Raw genomic sequence first — 18305 nt, 5'->3', positions numbered from 1 at the left:
GTCAGGCGCCCCGGCTGGGGAAGAAGCCGACCCGGTCGTAAACCCGGGTCAGGGTCGCCGACGCCACCGCGCGCGCCTTGTCGGCGCCCATCGCGAGCAGCTTGTCGAGCTGCGCCGGATCGTCCAGATAGGCCTTCGTGCGCTCCTGGATCGGCTTGACGAACTCGGCCACCACCTCGCCGAGCTCCTTCTTGAGGTCGCCGTAGCCCTTGCCCTCGAACGCCGCGACCAGGTCGTCGATCGGGCGGTCGGCGAGCACCGAGTAGATGGTGAGCAGGTTGGACACGCCGGGCTTGTTGGCGGGGTCGTAGATGATCTCGCGGCCGGTGTCGGTCACCGCCGAGCGGATCTTCTTGGCGGACCTCGCCGGGTCGTCGAGCAGCTCGATGATGCCGGCGGGCGAGGACGACGACTTCGACATCTTCGCCGTCGGCTCCTGCAGGTCGGTGATCTTCGCGGTGTCGCGCACGATGAACGGCGCCGGCAGCGTGAAGGTCTTCCCGAACTGGGTGTTGAACCGGCCGGCCAGGTCGCGGGTCAGCTCGAGGTGCTGGCGCTGGTCCTCACCGACCGGCACCGCGTCGGCCTGGTAGAGCAGGATGTCGGCGGCCTGCAGGATCGGATACGTGAACAGCCCGACGCTGGACCGGTCGGCACCCTGCTTCGCCGACTTGTCCTTGAACTGGACCATCCGGCTGGCCTCGCCGAAGCCGGTGATGCAGCTGAGCACCCAGGAGAGCATCGGGTGCTCGGGCACCTGCGACTGGACGAAGAGGGTGCAGCGCTCCGGGTCGAGCCCGAGGGCGAGCAGCTGGGCGGCGGAGACCCGGCTGCGGGCGCGGAGCACCTTGGGGTCGTGGCCGGCCGTGATCGCGTGCAGGTCGACCACGCAGTAGAAGGCGTCGTGCGTCTCCTGCAGCGCCACCCACTGGCGGACCGCTCCCAGGTAGTTGCCCATGTGGAAGGAGTCAGCGGTCGGCTGGATGCCGGAGAGCACCCGGGGCCGGGCAGTGGGGTTCTGGTCGGGCATGCCGCAATTCTGCCAGGGCGCACTCGGAACCCCACCAGGCCCTGGGGGCTCGTACGGTGTGGCCAGAACCGGAAGGACGGCGATTGGCGCACGACGAGGGTGAAGCGGTGGCCCGCGACCGGCAGCGGGGCGAGCAGGCGATGGAAGAGCTCTACCACGCCTGTTATCGCCGGCTGGTCGCGCAGGTCTACGCGTTCACCACCGATCTGACGGAGGCGCAGGACGTGGTGCAGGAGGCGTTCGCACGGGCCATCGCCCGGCCGCGGGGCCTCGCCGACGTGGACAACCCGGAGGCGTGGCTGCGCACGGTCGCGGTCAACGTCGTCCGCCGGCGCTGGCGGCGGCGCAAGCTGCTCGACGCGATCCTGCTCCGCGACCGGCCGGTCGCGCAGACCGTCGAGCCCGCGCCCGGCCCCGAACGCACCGACCTGCGCGACGCCCTGGCCGCCCTGCCGCCCACGTTCCGCGAGGTGGTGGTCCTGCACTACTACGCCGACCTGCCGGTCGACGAGATCGCCGCGGTGCTCGGCGTGCCGACCGGCACGGTCAAGTCGCGGCTGTCCCGGGCGCGCACGGCGCTCGCGGGCCGGCTGGACGGCTACCGGACGGAGGTGACCCGTGCCCGATCTTGACAACCGGCTCGCCCGGTCCCGCTCGGCCCTGCTCGACGAGATCGAGCAGCCACCGATGGCGGACGTCCGGCGCCGGGCGTCCCGGATCCGCCGCCGCCGCGCCGCCACGGCGGGCGCCGCGGCCCTCGCCCTCCTCGGCGTCATCGCCATCGGTGCCCGACCCTGGCAGCAGGACACCGCGCCGACCGTCACCGCGACCGACCCGCCGGCGATCGCGCCCGTCTACCGGGGCGGCGGCATCGAGATCGTCGGCCTCGCACCGGAGTCGGTGCACGACCTCGACGGCGAGATCGCCGACGTCGAGTTCACCGACCCGGCGCACGGCATCGCGGTCGCGGGCTGCGACCGGAACTGCGCGCCGCCGGCCACCACCGAGGACGGCGGGCGGTCGTGGCACCAGGTGCCGATGGCGCCGGTCAGCACCGGCCCGGCCGACGTGACCGCCTTCCCCGGCGGCCACTGGCTCCTGACCGGCGACGGCGCCCAGTTCTCGTCGCCCAGCGGGGTCGGCTGGACGGCCAGCACGCCACCGGCGCCGACGACCCGCGACCTGATCGGCCCGGGCGAGCTGCCCGCCGTCGACCGGGCGGGCGGCCCGCTGGTGGTGCGGAGCTGGAACCACGGCACGCTGGGCCCGCTGGCCACGCAGCCCGACCTGTCCGTGCGGTGGGTGGCACCCGCGGTGGCCGCCGACGGCGCGTGGTGGGTCGGCGGCGTGTCCGGCACCGCACCCGCGGTCGCGGTCAGCCGCGACGCCGGTCGGCACTGGAAGACGACGACGCTGTCCGCACCGATGGGCGACGTGCGCACGGTGGCGATCGGCACGCTCGGCACGGAGGTCTACGCGGTGGCCACCGGCGACGGCGGCGCACTGCTCGGGATCTACCACTCGGTCGACGGCGGCCGCGGTTTCGCACCGACCTACCTGGCGTCCACCGGCGCGCCCACCACGAGCGAACGCGTCCCCCAGACGGTCGCCGGCGACCCGGTGCCGCTGCTGGACGGCCGCCTGCTGCTCGTGCAGCGCTGGGGCGCGCCCAGCTCGTGGTGGGTGAGCGAGGACGCCGGGGCCAACTTCGTGCCGGTCACCGGTCTCCCGGCGGCAGGCGAGATCCGCCGCACGTACGCGGGCTACGTCGCCTACGACCTGTTCGAAAGCGCCTGGGCTGCCTTCTCCACGGACGGCAGCAACTGGCAGAAGCTGCAGCTGTCCTAGTCGCGGGCGCTGGCGGTCTCGCTCGTCGGCTCGCGGCGCGGCACGACCGGCATCGGGATCGTCGCGATCACCTGGCTCGGCTCGGGAGCCGGCGGCGGTGGCGGCGGTTCGACCACGCGGATGGCGACCCGGGACACCCGGCGGCCGTCGAGCTCCAGCACCCGCAACACCCAGCCGTCCTCCGGGACGGCGCCCGGCACCCGAGCCTCGTCGCCGATCCGCGGCACCCGGCCGAGGCTGGCCATCACGTAACCGCCGACCGTCTCGTAGGGCCCGGGCGGCAGCTCGAAGCCCGCGCGCTCGGCGAAGTCAGCCAGGTTCAGCCGGCCGTCGAGGTCGGTGGGGCGGCCCGGCAGCGGGTCCGGCTCGATGTCGTACTCGTCGTGGATCTCGCCGACCACCTCTTCGATGAGGTCCTCGAGCGTGACGATGCCGGCCGTGCCGCCGTACTCGTCGATCACCACCGCCAGGTGGTGCCGCTCGCGGCGCATCTCGGTCAGCGCGATCAGCACCCGCTTGCTCGCCGGGATCCGCTTGACCTCGCGGGTCAGCTCGCCGATCGTCACCCGACCGTCGCCCTCGGGCCGGATCAGCAGGTCCCGCAGGTGTACGAAGCCGATCACGTCGTCGTGTGTGCCGTCGACCACGGGATAGCGGGTGTGCGTCTCCGCGCGGGCCCGCTCCGCCGCCTCGGCCAGCGTGTGCCGGGCGGACAGGAACGTGACCTCGGTGCGCGGCCGCATCACCTCGCGGACCATCGTGTCGCGGGCCACCAGCACCTCGTCGATGATTCGGCGCTCAACCGGGTCCAGGCGGGTGTTCGCGGCGACCAGGTCACGCAGGTCGGCCTCGCTGATCTGCTCGCGGCCGGCGGACGGGTCGGCGCCGAGCGCCGCGGTCAGGCCGTCGGCGGTCCGCACCACGAGGCGGGCCAGCCGGCGGGCGACCGGGCCGGGGTTGCGCTGGGGACGCCCCGTCGGAACGCGCCGACGGGGCCCGGCTGTGCCGGGTTGGTCCTGCATGCAGCGATCGTAGACACGTACCGCTCGTCGTGCCGAACGGTTGTGATGGGATGCAGGCCATGAGCGTCCCCTCTCGCGCTGCCGACGGCTTCTCCGCCGCGTACGGCACCGACCCCGCCGGCCTGTGGGCCGCACCGGGTCGCGTCAACCTCATCGGTGAGCACACGGATTACAACGACGGGTTCGTGCTGCCCTTCGCCCTGCCGCACCGTGTCGTGGTCGCTGCCGCCCCGGTGCCCGAGCCGCGGTGGCGGGTGTGGTCCGAGCAGGCCGCCGAGACGGTCGAGTTCGGCGCGGCGGAAGCCGACGATCCGGGCCGCGTCGACGGTTGGGCCGGTTACGTCGCGGGCGTGGTGTGGACCCTGCGATCCAAGGGGTACGAGGTGCCGGGCGCGGACCTGGCCGTCGCCTCCGACGTGCCGGCGGGCGCCGGGCTCTCGTCGTCGGCGGCGCTCGAGTCGGCCGTGCTGACCGCGCTCGCCGACCTGGGCGACCTGTCGCTGCCGGTCGAGGACCGGCCGGCCCTGGCCCAGCGGGCGGAGAACGACTACGTCGGCATGCCGTGCGGGATCATGGACCAGTCCGCGTCGATCCGCGCCGAGGCTGGTCACGCGCTCTTCCTCGACTGCCGGACCCTGGCCATCGAGCAGATCCCCTTCGACGTCGCCGCCTCCGGGCTGGCCGTGCTCGTGGTCGACACCCAGGCGCCGCACCGGCACGCCGGTGGCGAGTACGCGAGCCGGCGACGGGCCTGCGAGGAGGCGGCCGCGCTGCTCGGCGTGCCGGCCCTGCGGGACGTCGACGACCTCGAGGGCGCGCTGGCGAAGCTGCCCGACGACGTCATGCGGCGCCGGGTCCGGCACGTGGTGACCGAGAACCAGCGGGTGCTCGACACCGTCGACCTGCTGCGCGCCGGCCGTGTCCGCGAGATCGGCCCGCTGCTGACCGCGTCACACGCCTCGATGCGGGACGACTTCGAGATCACGGTGCCGGAGGTGGACCTCGCGGTCTCGACCGCGCTCACCGCGGGCGCGTACGGTGCCCGGATGACCGGTGGCGGTTTCGGCGGCTGCGTGCTCGCGCTGGTCGACGCGGCCGAGACCGAGCGGGTCGCGGCCGCGGTGGCCGCCGCCTACGCCGAGCGGGGCTTCACGGCGCCGGTCTGGTTCGCCGCGCGGCCGGGCGCCGGTGCGGAACGCATCGAGTGACCGCGCTGCGCCGGACCCCGCTCACGCTGGCCGTCTTCGTGGTGACGGCCGTGCCCAGCCTGCTCCAGTTCGCCTTCCCGGCGGTGCTGACCAGCCTGCAGCGCACGGCCGCGATCCGCGACGGCGAGGTGTGGCGGCTGGTCACGTCCCTGCTCGTGCAGGATGGCGGCTGGTTCGGCGCGATCTCCAACCTGTTCTTCCTGCTGCTCGTGGGGTCGCTCGCCGAGTTGGTGCTGCGCCGGTGGCTCTGGGCGTTGTGCTATCTCGGCTGCGGCCTGGCGGCCGAGGGCATCGCGGTGGCCTGGCAGCCGACCGGCGGCGGCAACTCGATCGCCATCTGCGGCCTGGCCGGCGCCCTCACGATCGCCCTGCTCGCGCGGCCGCTGCGGCCGTCCGCGGCGTGGCGGCCCGACGCTATCAGCGAGGAACTGCGCCCCCGCCACCTCTGGCTGCCGGCCGGGGTGGCGTGGTGGTCGGTCGCGATTCTCGGCACCGAGTCGGAGGTCGCCCTCTACATCGGTGTCGCGGCCGGCGCGGCCGTGCAGATCGCCCTCGTCGCGGGCGGCGAGCAGGGACGCGGGAACCGCGCACTGGGCCGGATCGTGGCGACGGGTGCTCTGTTGGTGGCGGTCGCGCTGACCGCACTCCGCAACATCCACGGCCCGCCCCTGCTGCTCGGCGCGGCCCTCGCCTACGCCGCCACCCGCCCCCGTCGCGCTTAGCGCGAGCCGCCGCCGCGCGCTCAGCACGAACGCCCGTCACCCTTAGCGCGAGCCGCCGTCGCCCTCAGCGCGAACGCCCGTCGCGCTCAGCGCGAACCGCCGCCGCGCTCAGCACGAGCACCCGTCACCCTTAGCGCAAGCCGCCGCCGCGCTCAGCGCGAACGCCCGCCGCGCTCAGCGCGAACCGCCGCCGCGCTCAGCGCGAACCGCCGCCGCGCTCAGCGCGAACCGCCGCCGCGCTCAGCGCGAACCGCCGCCGCGCTCAGCGCGAACCGCTGCGGCGCTGAGCGCTGGCCGCCTTTAGCTTGGCTCACCGCGGACCTGGCAGCGGAGCGAAGCGGAGCGGTGTCTGGCGGGAGCAACGGCCCGCACCGCCGCGGTCCCGAGCAATAGGCCGCTATTGATCGAATTTCAGGAAGCTTCGACGATCATGCCGGCGGCCACGGTGCGGTTGGTCGCCTCGTCGACAAGGATGAAGCCACCCGTCGTGCGGTTGCGGCGGTATTCGTCAGCGAGGAGCGGCGCGGTGGTGCGGAGCTTGAGCCGCCCGATCTCGTTGAGCCGCAGCTCGCCCGCCTCCTCGTCGCGGTGCAGCGAGTTGACGTCGAGCCGGTAGTGCAGGTCGCGGACCACCGCCCGGACCGACCGGGTGGTGTGCTTGAGCGCGTACTTCCCGCCGACCCGCAGCGGCTTCGTCTCGTCCATCCAGCAGACCATCGCCTCGATGTCCTGTGCGACCGCCGGCGCGTTGTTGGGCCGGCAGATCAGGTCGCCGCGGGAGATGTCGATCTCGTCTTCGAGCCGCACGGTCACCGACATCGGCGGGAACGCCTCCGCGACCGGGCCGTCGGCGGTGTCGATCGCGGCGATCCGGCTCGTGAACCCGGACGGCAGCACCATCACCTCGTCGCCCGGCTTGAGCACGCCCGAGGCGACCTGGCCCGCGTAGCCGCGGTAGTCGGTCACGGTGGTCGACTGCGGACGGATCACGTACTGCACCGGGAACCGCACGTCGACCAGGTTGCGGTCGGAGGCGATGTGCACGCGCTCGAGATGGTGCAGCAGCGACGGGCCCTCGTACCACGGCATGTTCTCGGACCGCGTGGCGATGTTGTCGCCCTTGAGCGCCGAGATCGGGACGACCGTGAGGTCGGGCGCCTCGAGCTTCGCGGCGAACGCGGTGAACTCGTCGGCGATCCGCTCGAAGACCTCCTGCGACCAGTCGACGAGGTCCATCTTGTTGACGCAGAGCACCAGGTGCGGCACCCGCAGCAGCGAGCAGAGGAACGCGTGCCGGCGGGACTGCTCGACCAGCCCCTTGCGGGCGTCGACCAGGATCAGCGCCAGGTCGGCGGTGGACGCCCCGGTCACCATGTTGCGGGTGTACTGGATGTGCCCCGGCGTGTCCGCGATGATGAACTTCCGCCGCGGCGTCGCGAAGTAGCGGTAGGCCACGTCGATCGTGATGCCCTGCTCGCGCTCGGCCCGCAGGCCGTCGGTGAGCAGCGCGAGGTTCGTGTACTCGTCGCCGCGCGCCGCGCTGACCGCCTCGACGGCGGCGAGCTGGTCGGTGAACAGCGACTTGGTGTCGTAGAGCAGCCGGCCGATCAACGTGGACTTGCCATCGTCGACGCTGCCCGCGGTGGCGAACCGGAGCAGGTCCATGGCGCGCTGCTCGCTGGCAGCGATCGTCGGGGCCGACATCAGAAGTAACCCTCCCGCTTGCGGTCTTCCATCGCCGCCTCGCTGACCCGGTCGTCGCCGCGGGTCGCGCCGCGCTCGGTGATCCGGGTCGCGGCGACCTCGTCGATCACCTTCTCGACGGTGTCCGCGGCGGACTCCACGGCCGCGGTGCACGAGGCGTCACCGACGGTGCGGTAGCGCACCTTGGCGATGAACGGCTGCTCGGCGCCGCGCGGCTGGATGAACTGGTTGACGGCGTAGAGCATCCCGTCGCGGGAGATCACCTGTCGCTCGTGCGCGTAGTAGATCGACGGCAGGTCGAGCCGCTCCTGCTGGATGTAGTGCCAGACGTCCAGCTCGGTCCAGTTGGACAGCGGGAACACCCGGATCGACTCGCCCGCGTGGTGCCGGCCGTTGTAGAGCCCCCACAGCTCGGGCCGCTGGTTCTTGGGGTCCCACTGCCCGAACTCGTCGCGGAAGCTGAACATCCGCTCCTTGGCGCGGGCCTTCTCCTCGTCGCGGCGGGCGCCGCCGAACAGCGCGTCGAAGCGGTACTTCTCGACCGCGTCGAGCAGCACGGGCGTCTGGATCCGGTTGCGCATGCCGTCGCCCGGCTCCACCACGAGGCCCGACTCGATCGCCTCGGGCACGCTGGCGACCAGCAGGTGCAGGCCCAGCTCGGCGACCCGGCGGTCGCGGAACGCGATCACCTCGGGGAAGTTGTGGCCGGTGTCGACGTGCATCACCGGGAACGGGATGCGCGCCGGGGCGAACGCCTTCTCGGCGAGCCGGAGCATGACGATCGAGTCCTTGCCGCCCGAGAAGAGCAGCACGGGCCGCTCGAGCTCGGCGACGACCTCGCGCATCACGAAGATGCTCTCCGCCTCGAGCGCCGCGAGGTGGGAGACCCGGTAAGCCGGCGGCATGGAACCCCTTCAGCGAATTGTCTAGTCGGTCAGTGGGTTTTTACCCTGGGCGACTCTACCCCGGGATGTGCTGCCGCAGCGCCGCGAGCAACCGTGGTGCCAGATCCTTCCGGCAGACCACCAGATCAGGCAGCCGGGGATCGGTCTCGTTGTATTTCAGCGCAGATCCGTCGATCCGGGAAGCGTGCAGCCCGGTGGCCGTCGCCACAGCGACCGGTGCGGCGGAGTCCCACTCGTACTGGCCACCCGCGTGCACGTAGGCGTCCACGTCGCCGCCGACCACCGCGGCGATCTTCACGCCGGCCGAGCCCATCGGCACCAACTCGGCGTCGAGGTCGGCGGCGAGGTCGGCGAGGAACGCGGGCGGGCGGCTGCGGCTCGCGGCCAGGCGCAGCCGCGTCACCGGCCGCATCGGTGGGTACGCCGGTGGAAAGTCGGTGGCCAGCGTCCGGTGCTGCGCGGGGATCGCGACGGCGCCGGCGAGCAGCTTGTGCGGGCTCGTGCCGTGCCGGCCCCAGAGCGCCACGTGCACCGCCCAGTCGTCGCGGCCCTCCTCGGAAAACTCGCGCGTGCCGTCGAGCGGGTCGACGATCCACACCCGGTCGGCCGCGAGCCGGTCGGTGCCGGTCGCCTTGGCGTCCTTGTCCTCCTCGGACAGCACGGCGTCGCCCGGCCGCCAGCGGGCCAGCTCGGTGCGCATCAGCTCGTGTGACAGCTTGTCACCGGCCGCTTTCAGGGCGTGCGGATCGGCGAAGCCGACCTCGGCCCGGGTGCGCAGCAGCAACTCCCCGGCGCGCCCCGCCAGCCAGCGGGCGAACGCGCCGTCGATCACCGGCGGTGTCATGAGGGGGTCTCTCCTAGTTGTCAGTAGGCGCCACTCGGACGCAAGACGGCGGCCAGCGTACGCATGAGGATGACCAGGTCGAGGGAGAGCGACCAGTTCTCCACATAGCGCAGGTCCAACCGGACCGCCTCCTCCCACGGCAGGTCGGACCGGCCCGACACCTGCCACAGCCCGGTCATCCCGGGCTTGACCGCCAGCCGGCGGCGCACGTCGTCGGCGTACTGCGCCACCTCGTGCGGCAGCGGCGGCCGCGGTCCCACCAGCGACATCTGCCCGAGCAGCACGTTGAACAGCTGGGGCAGCTCGTCGAGCGAGAACCGGCGCAGCCGGCGGCCGACGGGGGTGATCCGCGGGTCGTTGCGGATCTTGAAGAGCACGCCGTCGTGCTCGTTGAGGTGGCGCAGCTCCGCGAGGCGCGCCTCGGCGTCGAGGTACATGCTGCGGAACTTGTAGATCAGGAACTCCCGGCCGTCGCGGCCGGTGCGCACCTGCCGGAAGAGTACCGGGCCGGGTGAGTCGATCCGGATGCAGAGGGCGACCGCCAACAGGACGGGTGACAGCAGCGCGACCAGCACCGCCGCGCCGAGGCGGTCGACGACCTCCTTCGCGAACCGGGCGGCGCCCTCCAGGCGGGGATGCTCGACGTGCAGCATCGGCAGCCCGTCGACCGGGCGGATCGTGGTGCGGTCGCCGGCGACGTCGATCAGCGCGTTGGCCAGGATCAGGTCGATCTCGTCGCGCTCCAGCCGCCAGGCCAGCCGGCGCAGCGTCTGCCCGTCGATCTCCGGGCAGGACAGCACGATGACGGTGTCGGCACCGGACGCGTCGACGGCGTGCGCGACATCGTCGAACGTGCCGTAGACGGGCAGGCCGACCTCGCCGTCGTGCTGCGGTGGCAGGCAGGCGCCGACGATCTCCAGCCCGTGGTAGCGCTCGCGCCGCAGCTGCCGGGCGAGGTGGATGACGGCGAGCTCGTGCCCGACGACGATCACCCGGCGCAGGCACTCGCCGCGCTTGCGCGCGCGGTGCAGGCGTTTGCGCAGGCCGAACCGGACCGCGACCGTGACGAAGGTGGCGGCGGGCAGCGCGATCAGGACGTACGACCGGGCGAGCTGGATCTCCCCGGCGTAGGAGACCATCGCGGTGCCGGCGATCAGGCCCAGCCCGGCCCGGATCACCCGCTGGTACTCGTCGGTGCCGACGAACAGGAACCGCGACTCGTACGCCCGGGCGAGCCCGAGCGCGGCGACCAGCGCGACCGGCAGCAGGGCCGAGAGCACGAGGTAGTCGCGGTTGTAGTCGGTCAACCCGTCGCCGAAGCGCAGCTCGAAGGCGAGCCCGCCGGCCGCACCGCCGACCGTGAGGTCGGCCAGCAGCAGCATGCGGATGTAGCGCGACTCCCAGGCGGCCCGGCGGGACAGGGCGGCGTGCCGGCCGGGGATCCGGCGGAGCAGGGGCCGGCGCGGCGGTGGGGTTGTGGGGCCTCGATCCGGACCGCCGCGCCCCGGCCGGGTGGCCGCCCGGCCGGAGGCATCGAGGTCGCGCTCGCGGACATCGACGCCGCGGTCACGGACGCCGGAATGCCGGTCACGGGTGTCGAGACCGCGCCGGCGGGTGTCGAGATCGCGCCGGCGGGTGTCGGGATCGCGGGGGCGGTTGTCGACATCGCGGGCGCGGGTGTCGACATCGCGGGCGCGGGTGTCGACATCGCGGGTGTCGAGATCGCGGGCGTCGAGATCGCGGGCGTCCAGGGCGCGCTCCATCAGGTCGCGCACCGCGGCGGGATCGAATCGCCCTCGCTCCACGCCGCGCCTCCCCAGTTAAGCCCCGCCTAAGACACAACGGGCGGAACCGGGCAGGCGATACGCGTGATCAGGACCCGTTATAGGCGTTTTGCGCCCATTCGACGCCCTTGCTGGCAACGGCTTCGGCGACGTCCGCCGCGCGGTCGACCAGGAACTCGAGCTCCTTGCGCTCGGCCGCGGAGAAGTCGTTGAGCACGTAGTCGGCCGGGTCCTGCCGGCCCGGCGGGCGGCCGATGCCGAACCGCACCCGGGCGTAGTCCTTGGTGCCCAGCGATTTGGACATCGAGCGCAGCCCGTTGTGGCCACCCTCGCCGCCGCCGATCTTGGCGCGGATCTGGCCGTAGGGGATGTCGAGCTCGTCGTGCACCGCGATGATCTGCTCCGGCGGCACCTTGTAGAACTGCGCCAGCGCGACCGTCGGGCCACCCGACAGGTTCATGTAGGTGAGCGGCTTGACCAGCACGAGCCGGGGCCCGCCGAAGCCGAGCCGCCCCTCGGCGACGTCGGCGACCGCACGGCGGTGCCGGCCGAACTTGGCGCCGATCCGCTCGGCGATCAGGTCGGCGACCATGAAGCCCACGTTGTGGCGGTTCTTGGCGTACTCCTTGCCAGGGTTGCCAAGACCGACCACCAGGAAGGGCGCTGTCGCTTCCACGCTCTCATTCTCCCGAGGAGCACAAGCTCGTTAGCGAAAGACCCCTCCCGGTCGTGCCGGAAGGGGTCTCTCGCGCGCAGACCAGGATTTGTTACTGAGCGGCGGCGGGCTGCTCTTCGCTCGCGGCCTCGGCGGGCGCCTCGCCCTCCGCAGCCGCGCCCTCGGCCGCCTCGCCCTCAGCGGTCTCGCCCTCGAGCGCCTCGGCGCTCGGCGCGACGCTGATCACGGCGATGGTGGTCTCGGGGTCGGCGACGAGCTCGGTGCCGTCCGGCAGCGGGACGTCGGCCGCGGTGATCTTCGAGCCGGCCTCGAGGCCCTCGATGGAGACCTCGAAGTGGTCCGGGAGCCGGGTCGCGTCGGCGCTGACCGACAGCGTGTCGCTCTCGTGCACCACGAGGGTGCCGGGCGCCGCGTCGCCGAGCAGCTGCACCGGGACGTCGACGGTGACCTTCTCGCCCCGGCGGACGAGCAGCAGGTCGATGTGCTCGAAGGTGTCCTTGACCGGGTCGCGCTGGATCGCCTTCGGTAGGGCCAGGGCCTGGGTGCCGTCGCTGATCTCGATCGCGAAGAGCTGGTTGGCACCACCGTGGCGGATCGCGGCGGCGAACTCACGCGCGGGGAGCGCGATGTGCTTGGGCTTCTCGCCGTGGCCGTAGAGCACGGCGGGCACCAGGCCGGCACGGCGCGTGCGGCGGGCACCACCCTTGCCGAACTCGGTGCGGGGCTCGGCGGCGATCTTTACCTCGGACACGGGAGAACTCCTGGATCTTGGTCTGGGCTGCGTGCAAGTCGGCGGCGGTGCCGGGCGAAGGAGGCGCGCGGGCTGGCCCGGACACCGCGTCGATGACGGCGCCCGTGGCTGCGTTGAGAACCAGCTGGGTCACCCTCGCCGTGGCAACCTCAATACTCTACCCGAGCCGGCGGAGCACCTTACCGCCGGGTGTGTCGCTTCTAAGGTCTGCCGCGAAATGGGTGGCCGGAGCGAGGCGAGGCCCAGGCGGCGGCTGGCGCCGCCGCAGCGCAGATCCTTAGCTCAGGCCACCAAAGAGGGTGGTAACGGAACCGTCGTCGAAGACCTCGCGGATCGCCCGGGCCAGCAGCGGGGCGATCGACAGCGAGGTGATCTTGTCGAGGCGCTTCTCCGGCGGCAGCGGCAGCGTGTTGGTGACCACGACCTCGCTGATGCGGCTGTTCTTGAGGCGCTCGGTGGCCGGGTCGGAGAGCAGGGCGTGGGTCGCGGCGACCACGACGTCGGCCGCGCCGCTGTCGTGCAGGATCTCGGCCGCCTTGCAGATCGTGCTGCCCGTGTCGATCATGTCGTCGACGATCAGGCAGACCCGGCCCTCGACGTCGCCGACCACCCGGTTGGCCACCACCTGGTTGGGCTTGAGCGGGTCGCGGGTCTTGTGGATGAACGCCAGCGGGCAGCCGCCCAGCCGGTCGGTCCACCGCTCGGCGACCCGCACGCGGCCCGAGTCGGGCGCGACCACGGTCATCGGGCGCCCGGCGTACTTGCGCTCGACGTAACCGGCCAGCGTGTCCATCGCGAACAGGTGGTCCACCGGGCCGTCGAAGAAGCCCTGGATCTGCGCGGTGTGCAGGTCGACGGTGAGGATCCGGTTGGCGCCCGCCTGCTTGAGCAGGTCGGCGACCAGCCGGGCGGAGATCGGCTCACGGCCGCGGTGCTTCTTGTCCTGCCGGGCGTACGGGTAGAACGGCAGGACGACGGTGATCCGCTTGGCCGAGCCGCGCTTGAGCGCGTCGACCATGATCAGCGTCTCCATCACCCATTTGTTGACGCCCTCGCCTGCCGACTGCACGACGAACGCGTCCGAACCCCGGACGGACTCGCGGTAACGGACGAAGATCTCGCCGTTGGCGAACTCGTACGCGTCGGTCGGGGTCGGCGCCACGCCGAGCACCTCGCCGATCTCGGTGACCAGCTCGGGGAACCCCCGGCCGGAGAAGAGCATCAGGCTCTTGCGGTTTTCGGCGACGATGCTGCCCATGGGTGAGGCGCTCCGTGAGTTAGGCGGGTGTTTACTCGCTTGAAGTATCACCCGGAGCGTCGGCGCTGGCATGACCGTCTTCGGTCTCGTGCAGTTGGTCACGTGCCCGCTTGGCCGCTTCGGCCGCAGCTGTGCCCGGACGCCGGGATTCGACCCACCCCCCGAAGATCCGCTGAGGGCCGCCGGAGACGGACAGCGCACCCGGCGGGACGTCGCGGCGGACCACCGTGCCGGCGCCCGTGTAGGCGCCGTCGCCGACCTCGACCGGCGCCACGAACATGTTGTCGGAGCCGGTGCGGGCGTGGTTGCCGATGACCGTGCGGTGCTTCTTGACGCCGTCGTAGTTGACGAACACCGACGCCGCGCCGATGTTGCTGTATTCGCCGATCGTCGCGTCGCCGACGTAGGACAGGTGCGGCACCTTGGACCCGGTGCCGATCTCCGAGTTCTTGGCCTCGACGAACGTGCCGATCTTGGACTTCTCGCCCAGTCGGGTGCCGGGGCGCAGGTAGGCGTACGGTCCGACGCTCGCACCCGGGCCGATCTCGCTGGAGACGGCGTGCGCACGCAGCACCGTCGCGCCCGCCTCGACGACCGTGTCGATCAGCGTCGTGTCGGGGCCGACCGTGGCGCCCGGGCCCACCCGGGTCGCGCCGCGCAGCTGGGTGTTCTGGTCGAGCACCGCGTCGCGCTCGACCGTGGCGGTGACGTCGATCCAGGTGGTGGCCGGGTCGAGGATCGTGACGCCCGAGCGCATCAGCTCGCGGTTGATCCGGTCGCGCAGCCGGGCCCGCAGGCCGGCCAGCTCGACCCGGTCGTTGCACCCCAGGGTCTCCTCGGCGTCGGCCGCGACGTGCACCGCGACGTGCTCGCCGGCCGCGGCGAGCAGCCCGAACACGTCGGTCAGGTATTCCTCGCCCTGGTCGTTGTCGGTGGTCAGCTTCGCCAGCGCGGCCCGCAGCAGGCGGGCGTCGAAGGCGTAGATGCCGGCGTTGACCTCACGGATGGCGCGCTCGGCGGGCGACGCGTCGCGCTGCTCGACGATCCGCTCGAGGCCGCCGGCCTGGTCGCGGACGATCCGGCCGAGCCCGGTCGGGTCCGGCACCTCGGCGGCGAGCACGGTCGCCGCGGTGCCGGCGGCCTCGTGCGCCTCGACCAGCGCGGTCACCGTCTCGCCGCGCAGCAGCGGCACGTCGCCGTTGAGCACCACGACCGTGCCGGTCGCGTCGGGCGCCGCCTCGAGCGCGATCCGCACCGCGTGACCGGTGCCGTGCTGCTCGGCCTGTAGCACCGGGGTGACGCCGGGCGCGACCTCGGCGAGGTGGGCCTCGACCTGGTCGGCGGCGTGGCCGACGACGACCAGCGTGCGGTCGGCGCCGACGGGCGCGGCCGCGGTGAGCACGTGGCCGAGCAGGGTGCGGCCGAGCAGCGGATGCAGCATCTTCGACAGTGCCGACTTCATCCGCTTTCCCTCACCCGCGGCGAGGATGATGACGGTGCGGGCTTCGGTCACGAGGGGGCTCCCGTCGGACGGCGAACGGCGTGCGGCCTCATGCTAGTAGGGCCGCTCGAAGACAACTATCGAGGCAACGAAGCTGGGACGCCTGGATTCGAACCAGGACCTTCCGGATTCAAAGTCCGGCGGGCTGCCGTTACCCCACGTCCCACTGAGCCGGCTAAGCCTAGCCTGTCGCATTTTCCGAGACACGCTGTTACCGGTTCCCTCTACGGGGTTAGCCCAACCTAAATTCTGCGCTTGTCGAGGTGCTAACTACGGGTCCGTAAGTTACGGTGACGTAAGCGTAACTTTTTGATCACCCCCATCCGCTGCGAGGTGCCATGACCACCATCACCGCGACCACCGACCAGACGACGACAACAACGGGCCCGAAGCCACTCACCGAGGGCAAACAGTCAACCGGGGTGCTGATCGCCCTGTGGGGTTTCGTCGTCCTGCCGTTCCTCGCGGTGCTCGCGGCGATCCCGGTGGCCGTCGTCGGCGGCTGGTTGTCGTGGACCGACGCGTCCATCGCGCTGGTCCTTTATGTCGTCTCGGGGCTCGGCATCACGGTGGGCTTCCACCGCTACTTCACGCACGGCTCCTTCAAGGCGAAGCGCTGGCTGCGGGTGACCCTCGCGGTGGCGGGCTCGTTCGCGATCGAGGGCAACGTGATCCAGTGGGTCGCCGACCACCGGCGGCACCACGCGTTCTCCGACGTGGAGGGCGACCCGCACTCCCCGTGGCGCTTCGGGGGTGGCGTCTGGGGTCTCACCAAGGGTCTGTTCTTCGCACACGTCGGCTGGATGTTCTCGCGCGAGCTGGGCAACCGCGAGCGGTTCGCGCCCGACCTGCTCGCCGACAAGGACATCCGTCGGGTCGACAAGCTCTTCCCGCTCCTGGTGGTCATCTCGACGCTCTCGCCGGCCCTGGTCGGTGGCCTGGTCACCTGGTCGTGGCAGGGCGCGCTGACCGCGTTCTTCTGGGCCGGCCTGGTCCGCATCGCGGTGCTGCACCACGTCACCTGGTCGATCAACTCGGTCTGCCACGTCTACGGCGAGCGCCCGTTCGAGGTGCGCCAGGGCGACAAAGCCGCCAACTTCTGGCCGCTGGCGATCCTGTCGTTCGGCGAGAGCTGGCACAACCTGCACCACGCCGACCCGACCTGCGCCCGACACGGCGTCCTGAAGGGGCAGATCGACAGCTCGGCACGGACGATCTGGCTGTTCGAGAAGCTCGGCTGGGTGTCCAACGTGCGCTGGCCCAAGCCCGAGCGGATCGCCGCCAAGCTCGTCAAGACGAACGCCTGATCTGATGATGCCCCTGGTGCGGGTCAGCGGCCCGCACCGGGCGGCTGGCAGGATGCTCGCGTGGTAGCCGACCCGACCAACCCGGCGGGCGGCCGGTCCCGTGTCCGGATGTCCGCGACCCAGCGTCGCGAGCAGCTGATCGTGATCGGGCGTCAACTCTTCGCGGAGCGTGGCTTCGACGCCACCTCGATCGAGGAGGTGGCGGCCCGGGCCAAGGTGTCCAAGCCCGTCGTCTACGAACACTTCGGCGGCAAAGAGGGGTTGTACGCGGTCGTCGTCGACCGCGAGGTGCGCTCCCTGCTCGACCGGATCACCAACGCGCTGACCGCGGGCCATCCGCGGGAGCTGCTCGAACAGGCGGCCCTGGCGCTGCTCGACTACATCGAGCAGGAGACCGACGGCTTCCGGGTGCTGGTCCGCGAGTCACCGGTGATGTCCTCGACCGGCAACTTCAGCAGCGTGCTCAACGACCTGGCGCACCAGGCCGAGCACATCCTGGGTGCCGAGTTCAAGACCCGGGGTTTCGACCCGAAGCTGGCGGAGCTCTACTCGCAGGCGCTGGTGGGCATGGTCGCGCTGACCGGCCGCTGGTGGCTGGAGGTGCGCAAGCCGCGCAAGGACGTGGTCGCCAGCCACCTGGTCAACCTGGCCTGGAACGGCCTGTCCCACTTGGAGTCGAAGCCGGCCCTCGTGGTGCGCGACCGCTGACCCGCCGTTGACGTTGATCTCCGCCGACCAGAGGTCCAGGCGGCTCGGGATCACTGGCGCGGGGCGCTCCGCGGGATCGACGTGCTCTTGTAGACCTGTTCGGCGCGTTGGGACTCAGCGGTGCCCGTTTTGTCGTACATGCCGGCCAGTAGCAGGATCACGCCGAAGACCAGGGACAGGATCGCCGTCGAGACCGAGAAGTTGAGGAAGTTCGCCGGCGTCTGCATGAACGCGACCATGTAGATCCCGGTGACCATGAAGACCACCGCGCCGACGAGGTTGGTGTAGTGGCCCACGTTGCCGCCGATCAGGTTGGCGACGACCACGATCAGGCCCCAGATCACCGAGATGATGGCGAACGCCAGGTTGGTACGCAGGCCCAGCGCCCAGGTGCTCTCCCGCGAGAACAGCGTCTGCCCCACGGTCCTGGTCAGGCTCACGCTGCCGAAGATCAGGATGTACGTGCCCGTGAGCGCGGCCAGCGTCCGGTAGAGCGGCCGGAGCGGGTGGTTGAGCGGAAAGTGCGCCATGCCCCAATTGTGGGGCTATGCCGGCGCCCCCGGGCTCAGAACTCCAGACGCGCCTTCTGCCAGGCGTCGTGCTCCTCGTCGGAGCCGACCCGGCCGTACATGCCGGCGAGCAGGAGGCCCAGGCCCAGGATCATCATCACGATGCTGGTCGCGAGCGTGTGGCCGAGGTAGTTGGCGTCCGTCCGGATCGTCGCCAGCGTCGCCAGCCCGATGGCCATCAGCACGTACGAGAACAGCCGGTTGACAGCGGCGTCGATGTTGCGGCCGAGCACGGTCGCGATCAGGATGATCGCCCCGATGACGATGCTGAGCAGCGAGTTCGCCAGGTTGGTGCCCTGGCCGAGGACGTTGTCGGTCTCCTGCGCGAAGAAGCCGTCACCGGCCGTCGCGGCCGCGCCGATGCCCCCGAAGACCACGAGATAGAGCCCGATCAGCCCGGCCAGCACCCGGTAGGTCGCCCGCGCGGGGTGGTTGATGGGATTGTGCATGGTCCGCCTGCCTCCAGCC

At 71.6% G+C, this 18305-nt stretch carries 18 protein-coding genes and 1 tRNA gene; 6 read left to right on the top strand and 13 right to left on the bottom strand.

What is annotated here, in order from left to right:
• Position 1 precedes the first annotated feature (1 nt).
• Entirely contained in the window at positions 2-1030 is a 1029-nt protein-coding gene (trpS, locus tag AB0H87_RS02660; protein ID WP_360138433.1) for a tryptophan--tRNA ligase, read from the bottom strand.
• A gap of 83 nt (positions 1031-1113) precedes the next feature.
• Here trpS and AB0H87_RS02655 point away from each other — a divergent pair, with 83 nt between their 5' ends.
• Entirely contained in the window at positions 1114-1662 is a 549-nt protein-coding gene (locus tag AB0H87_RS02655) for a SigE family RNA polymerase sigma factor (RefSeq protein ID WP_360138430.1), read from the top strand.
• The gene (locus AB0H87_RS02650; protein ID WP_360138427.1) at positions 1649-2878 is read left to right on the top strand and encodes a hypothetical protein; all 1230 of its coding nucleotides are present in this window, start codon (positions 1649-1651) and stop codon (positions 2876-2878) included. The genes AB0H87_RS02655 and AB0H87_RS02650 overlap by 14 nt, the downstream gene beginning before the upstream one ends.
• On the opposite strand, the gene AB0H87_RS02645 is transcribed toward AB0H87_RS02650, so the two are convergent.
• Entirely contained in the window at positions 2875-3900 is a 1026-nt protein-coding gene (locus AB0H87_RS02645) for a hemolysin family protein (RefSeq protein WP_360138424.1), read from the bottom strand. The genes AB0H87_RS02650 and AB0H87_RS02645 overlap by 4 nt on opposite strands.
• Before the next feature lie 59 nt (positions 3901-3959).
• On the opposite strand from AB0H87_RS02645, the gene galK reads away from it, so the two are divergent.
• On the top strand, positions 3960-5108 hold the full coding sequence (galK, locus tag AB0H87_RS02640; protein WP_360138421.1) for a galactokinase: 1149 nt from the start codon (positions 3960-3962) through the stop codon (positions 5106-5108).
• Positions 5105-5830, top strand: coding sequence for a rhomboid family intramembrane serine protease (locus AB0H87_RS02635; protein WP_360138418.1), 726 nt, complete (start codon positions 5105-5107; stop codon positions 5828-5830). The genes galK and AB0H87_RS02635 overlap by 4 nt, the downstream gene beginning before the upstream one ends.
• Before the next feature lie 411 nt (positions 5831-6241).
• Here the strand turns inward: AB0H87_RS02635 and cysN are convergent, their stop codons facing one another.
• From cysN to AB0H87_RS02590, 9 genes are all read right to left on the bottom strand, one after another.
• Positions 6242-7534, bottom strand: coding sequence for a sulfate adenylyltransferase subunit CysN (cysN, locus tag AB0H87_RS02630; protein ID WP_360138415.1), 1293 nt, complete (start codon positions 7532-7534; stop codon positions 6242-6244).
• A complete protein-coding gene (gene cysD, locus AB0H87_RS02625; protein WP_360138412.1) occupies positions 7534-8439 on the bottom strand; it encodes a sulfate adenylyltransferase subunit CysD in 906 nt (301 codons plus the stop codon). Before cysD ends, cysN begins: the two co-directional genes overlap by 1 nt.
• 55 nt (positions 8440-8494) lie before the next feature.
• Positions 8495-9283, bottom strand: coding sequence for an inositol monophosphatase family protein (locus AB0H87_RS02620; RefSeq protein WP_360138409.1), 789 nt, complete (start codon positions 9281-9283; stop codon positions 8495-8497).
• Between the two features lie 20 nt (positions 9284-9303).
• Positions 9304-11088 (bottom strand): sugar transferase, encoded by a 1785-nt coding sequence (locus AB0H87_RS02615; RefSeq protein WP_360138406.1) that lies wholly within the window; start codon positions 11086-11088, stop codon positions 9304-9306.
• A 67-nt stretch (positions 11089-11155) separates the two neighbouring features.
• Positions 11156-11743 carry an aminoacyl-tRNA hydrolase gene (gene pth / locus AB0H87_RS02610; RefSeq protein ID WP_360138403.1) on the bottom strand — a complete coding sequence of 196 codons (588 nt, stop codon included), beginning with the start codon at positions 11741-11743 and terminating at the stop codon, positions 11156-11158.
• A gap of 91 nt (positions 11744-11834) precedes the next feature.
• The gene (locus AB0H87_RS02605; protein ID WP_360138400.1) at positions 11835-12494 is read right to left on the bottom strand and encodes a 50S ribosomal protein L25/general stress protein Ctc; all 660 of its coding nucleotides are present in this window, start codon (positions 12492-12494) and stop codon (positions 11835-11837) included.
• A 277-nt stretch (positions 12495-12771) separates the two neighbouring features.
• Positions 12772-13752, bottom strand: a complete 981-nt coding sequence (locus tag AB0H87_RS02600; RefSeq protein WP_203710014.1) for a ribose-phosphate diphosphokinase — start codon at positions 13750-13752, stop codon at positions 12772-12774.
• 31 nt (positions 13753-13783) lie between these two features.
• Positions 13784-15265 (bottom strand): bifunctional UDP-N-acetylglucosamine diphosphorylase/glucosamine-1-phosphate N-acetyltransferase GlmU, encoded by a 1482-nt coding sequence (glmU, locus tag AB0H87_RS02595; RefSeq protein ID WP_360138396.1) that lies wholly within the window; start codon positions 15263-15265, stop codon positions 13784-13786.
• 82 nt (positions 15266-15347) lie between these two features.
• Positions 15348-15419, bottom strand: a tRNA-Gln gene (locus AB0H87_RS02590).
• A 172-nt stretch (positions 15420-15591) separates the two neighbouring features.
• On the opposite strand from AB0H87_RS02590, the gene AB0H87_RS02585 reads away from it, so the two are divergent.
• On the top strand, positions 15592-16560 hold the full coding sequence (locus AB0H87_RS02585) for an acyl-CoA desaturase (RefSeq protein WP_360138393.1): 969 nt from the start codon (positions 15592-15594) through the stop codon (positions 16558-16560).
• 108 nt (positions 16561-16668) lie between these two features.
• The gene (locus AB0H87_RS02580) at positions 16669-17268 is read left to right on the top strand and encodes a TetR/AcrR family transcriptional regulator (RefSeq protein ID WP_360138488.1); all 600 of its coding nucleotides are present in this window, start codon (positions 16669-16671) and stop codon (positions 17266-17268) included.
• 50 nt (positions 17269-17318) lie between these two features.
• On the opposite strand, the gene AB0H87_RS02575 is transcribed toward AB0H87_RS02580, so the two are convergent.
• On the bottom strand, positions 17319-17798 hold the full coding sequence (locus tag AB0H87_RS02575) for a DUF4383 domain-containing protein (protein WP_360138390.1): 480 nt from the start codon (positions 17796-17798) through the stop codon (positions 17319-17321).
• Positions 17799-17833: 35 nt separating this feature from the next.
• Positions 17834-18286, bottom strand: a complete 453-nt coding sequence (locus tag AB0H87_RS02570) for a DUF4383 domain-containing protein (RefSeq protein ID WP_360138387.1) — start codon at positions 18284-18286, stop codon at positions 17834-17836.
• Positions 18287-18305: the final 19 nt, after the last annotated feature.

The organism is Asanoa sp. NPDC050611 (assembly GCF_040654855.1).
In the GTDB taxonomy this organism is placed as follows: domain Bacteria; phylum Actinomycetota; class Actinomycetes; order Mycobacteriales; family Micromonosporaceae; genus Asanoa.
This window is presented reverse-complemented; position numbering and strand designations above follow the sequence as displayed.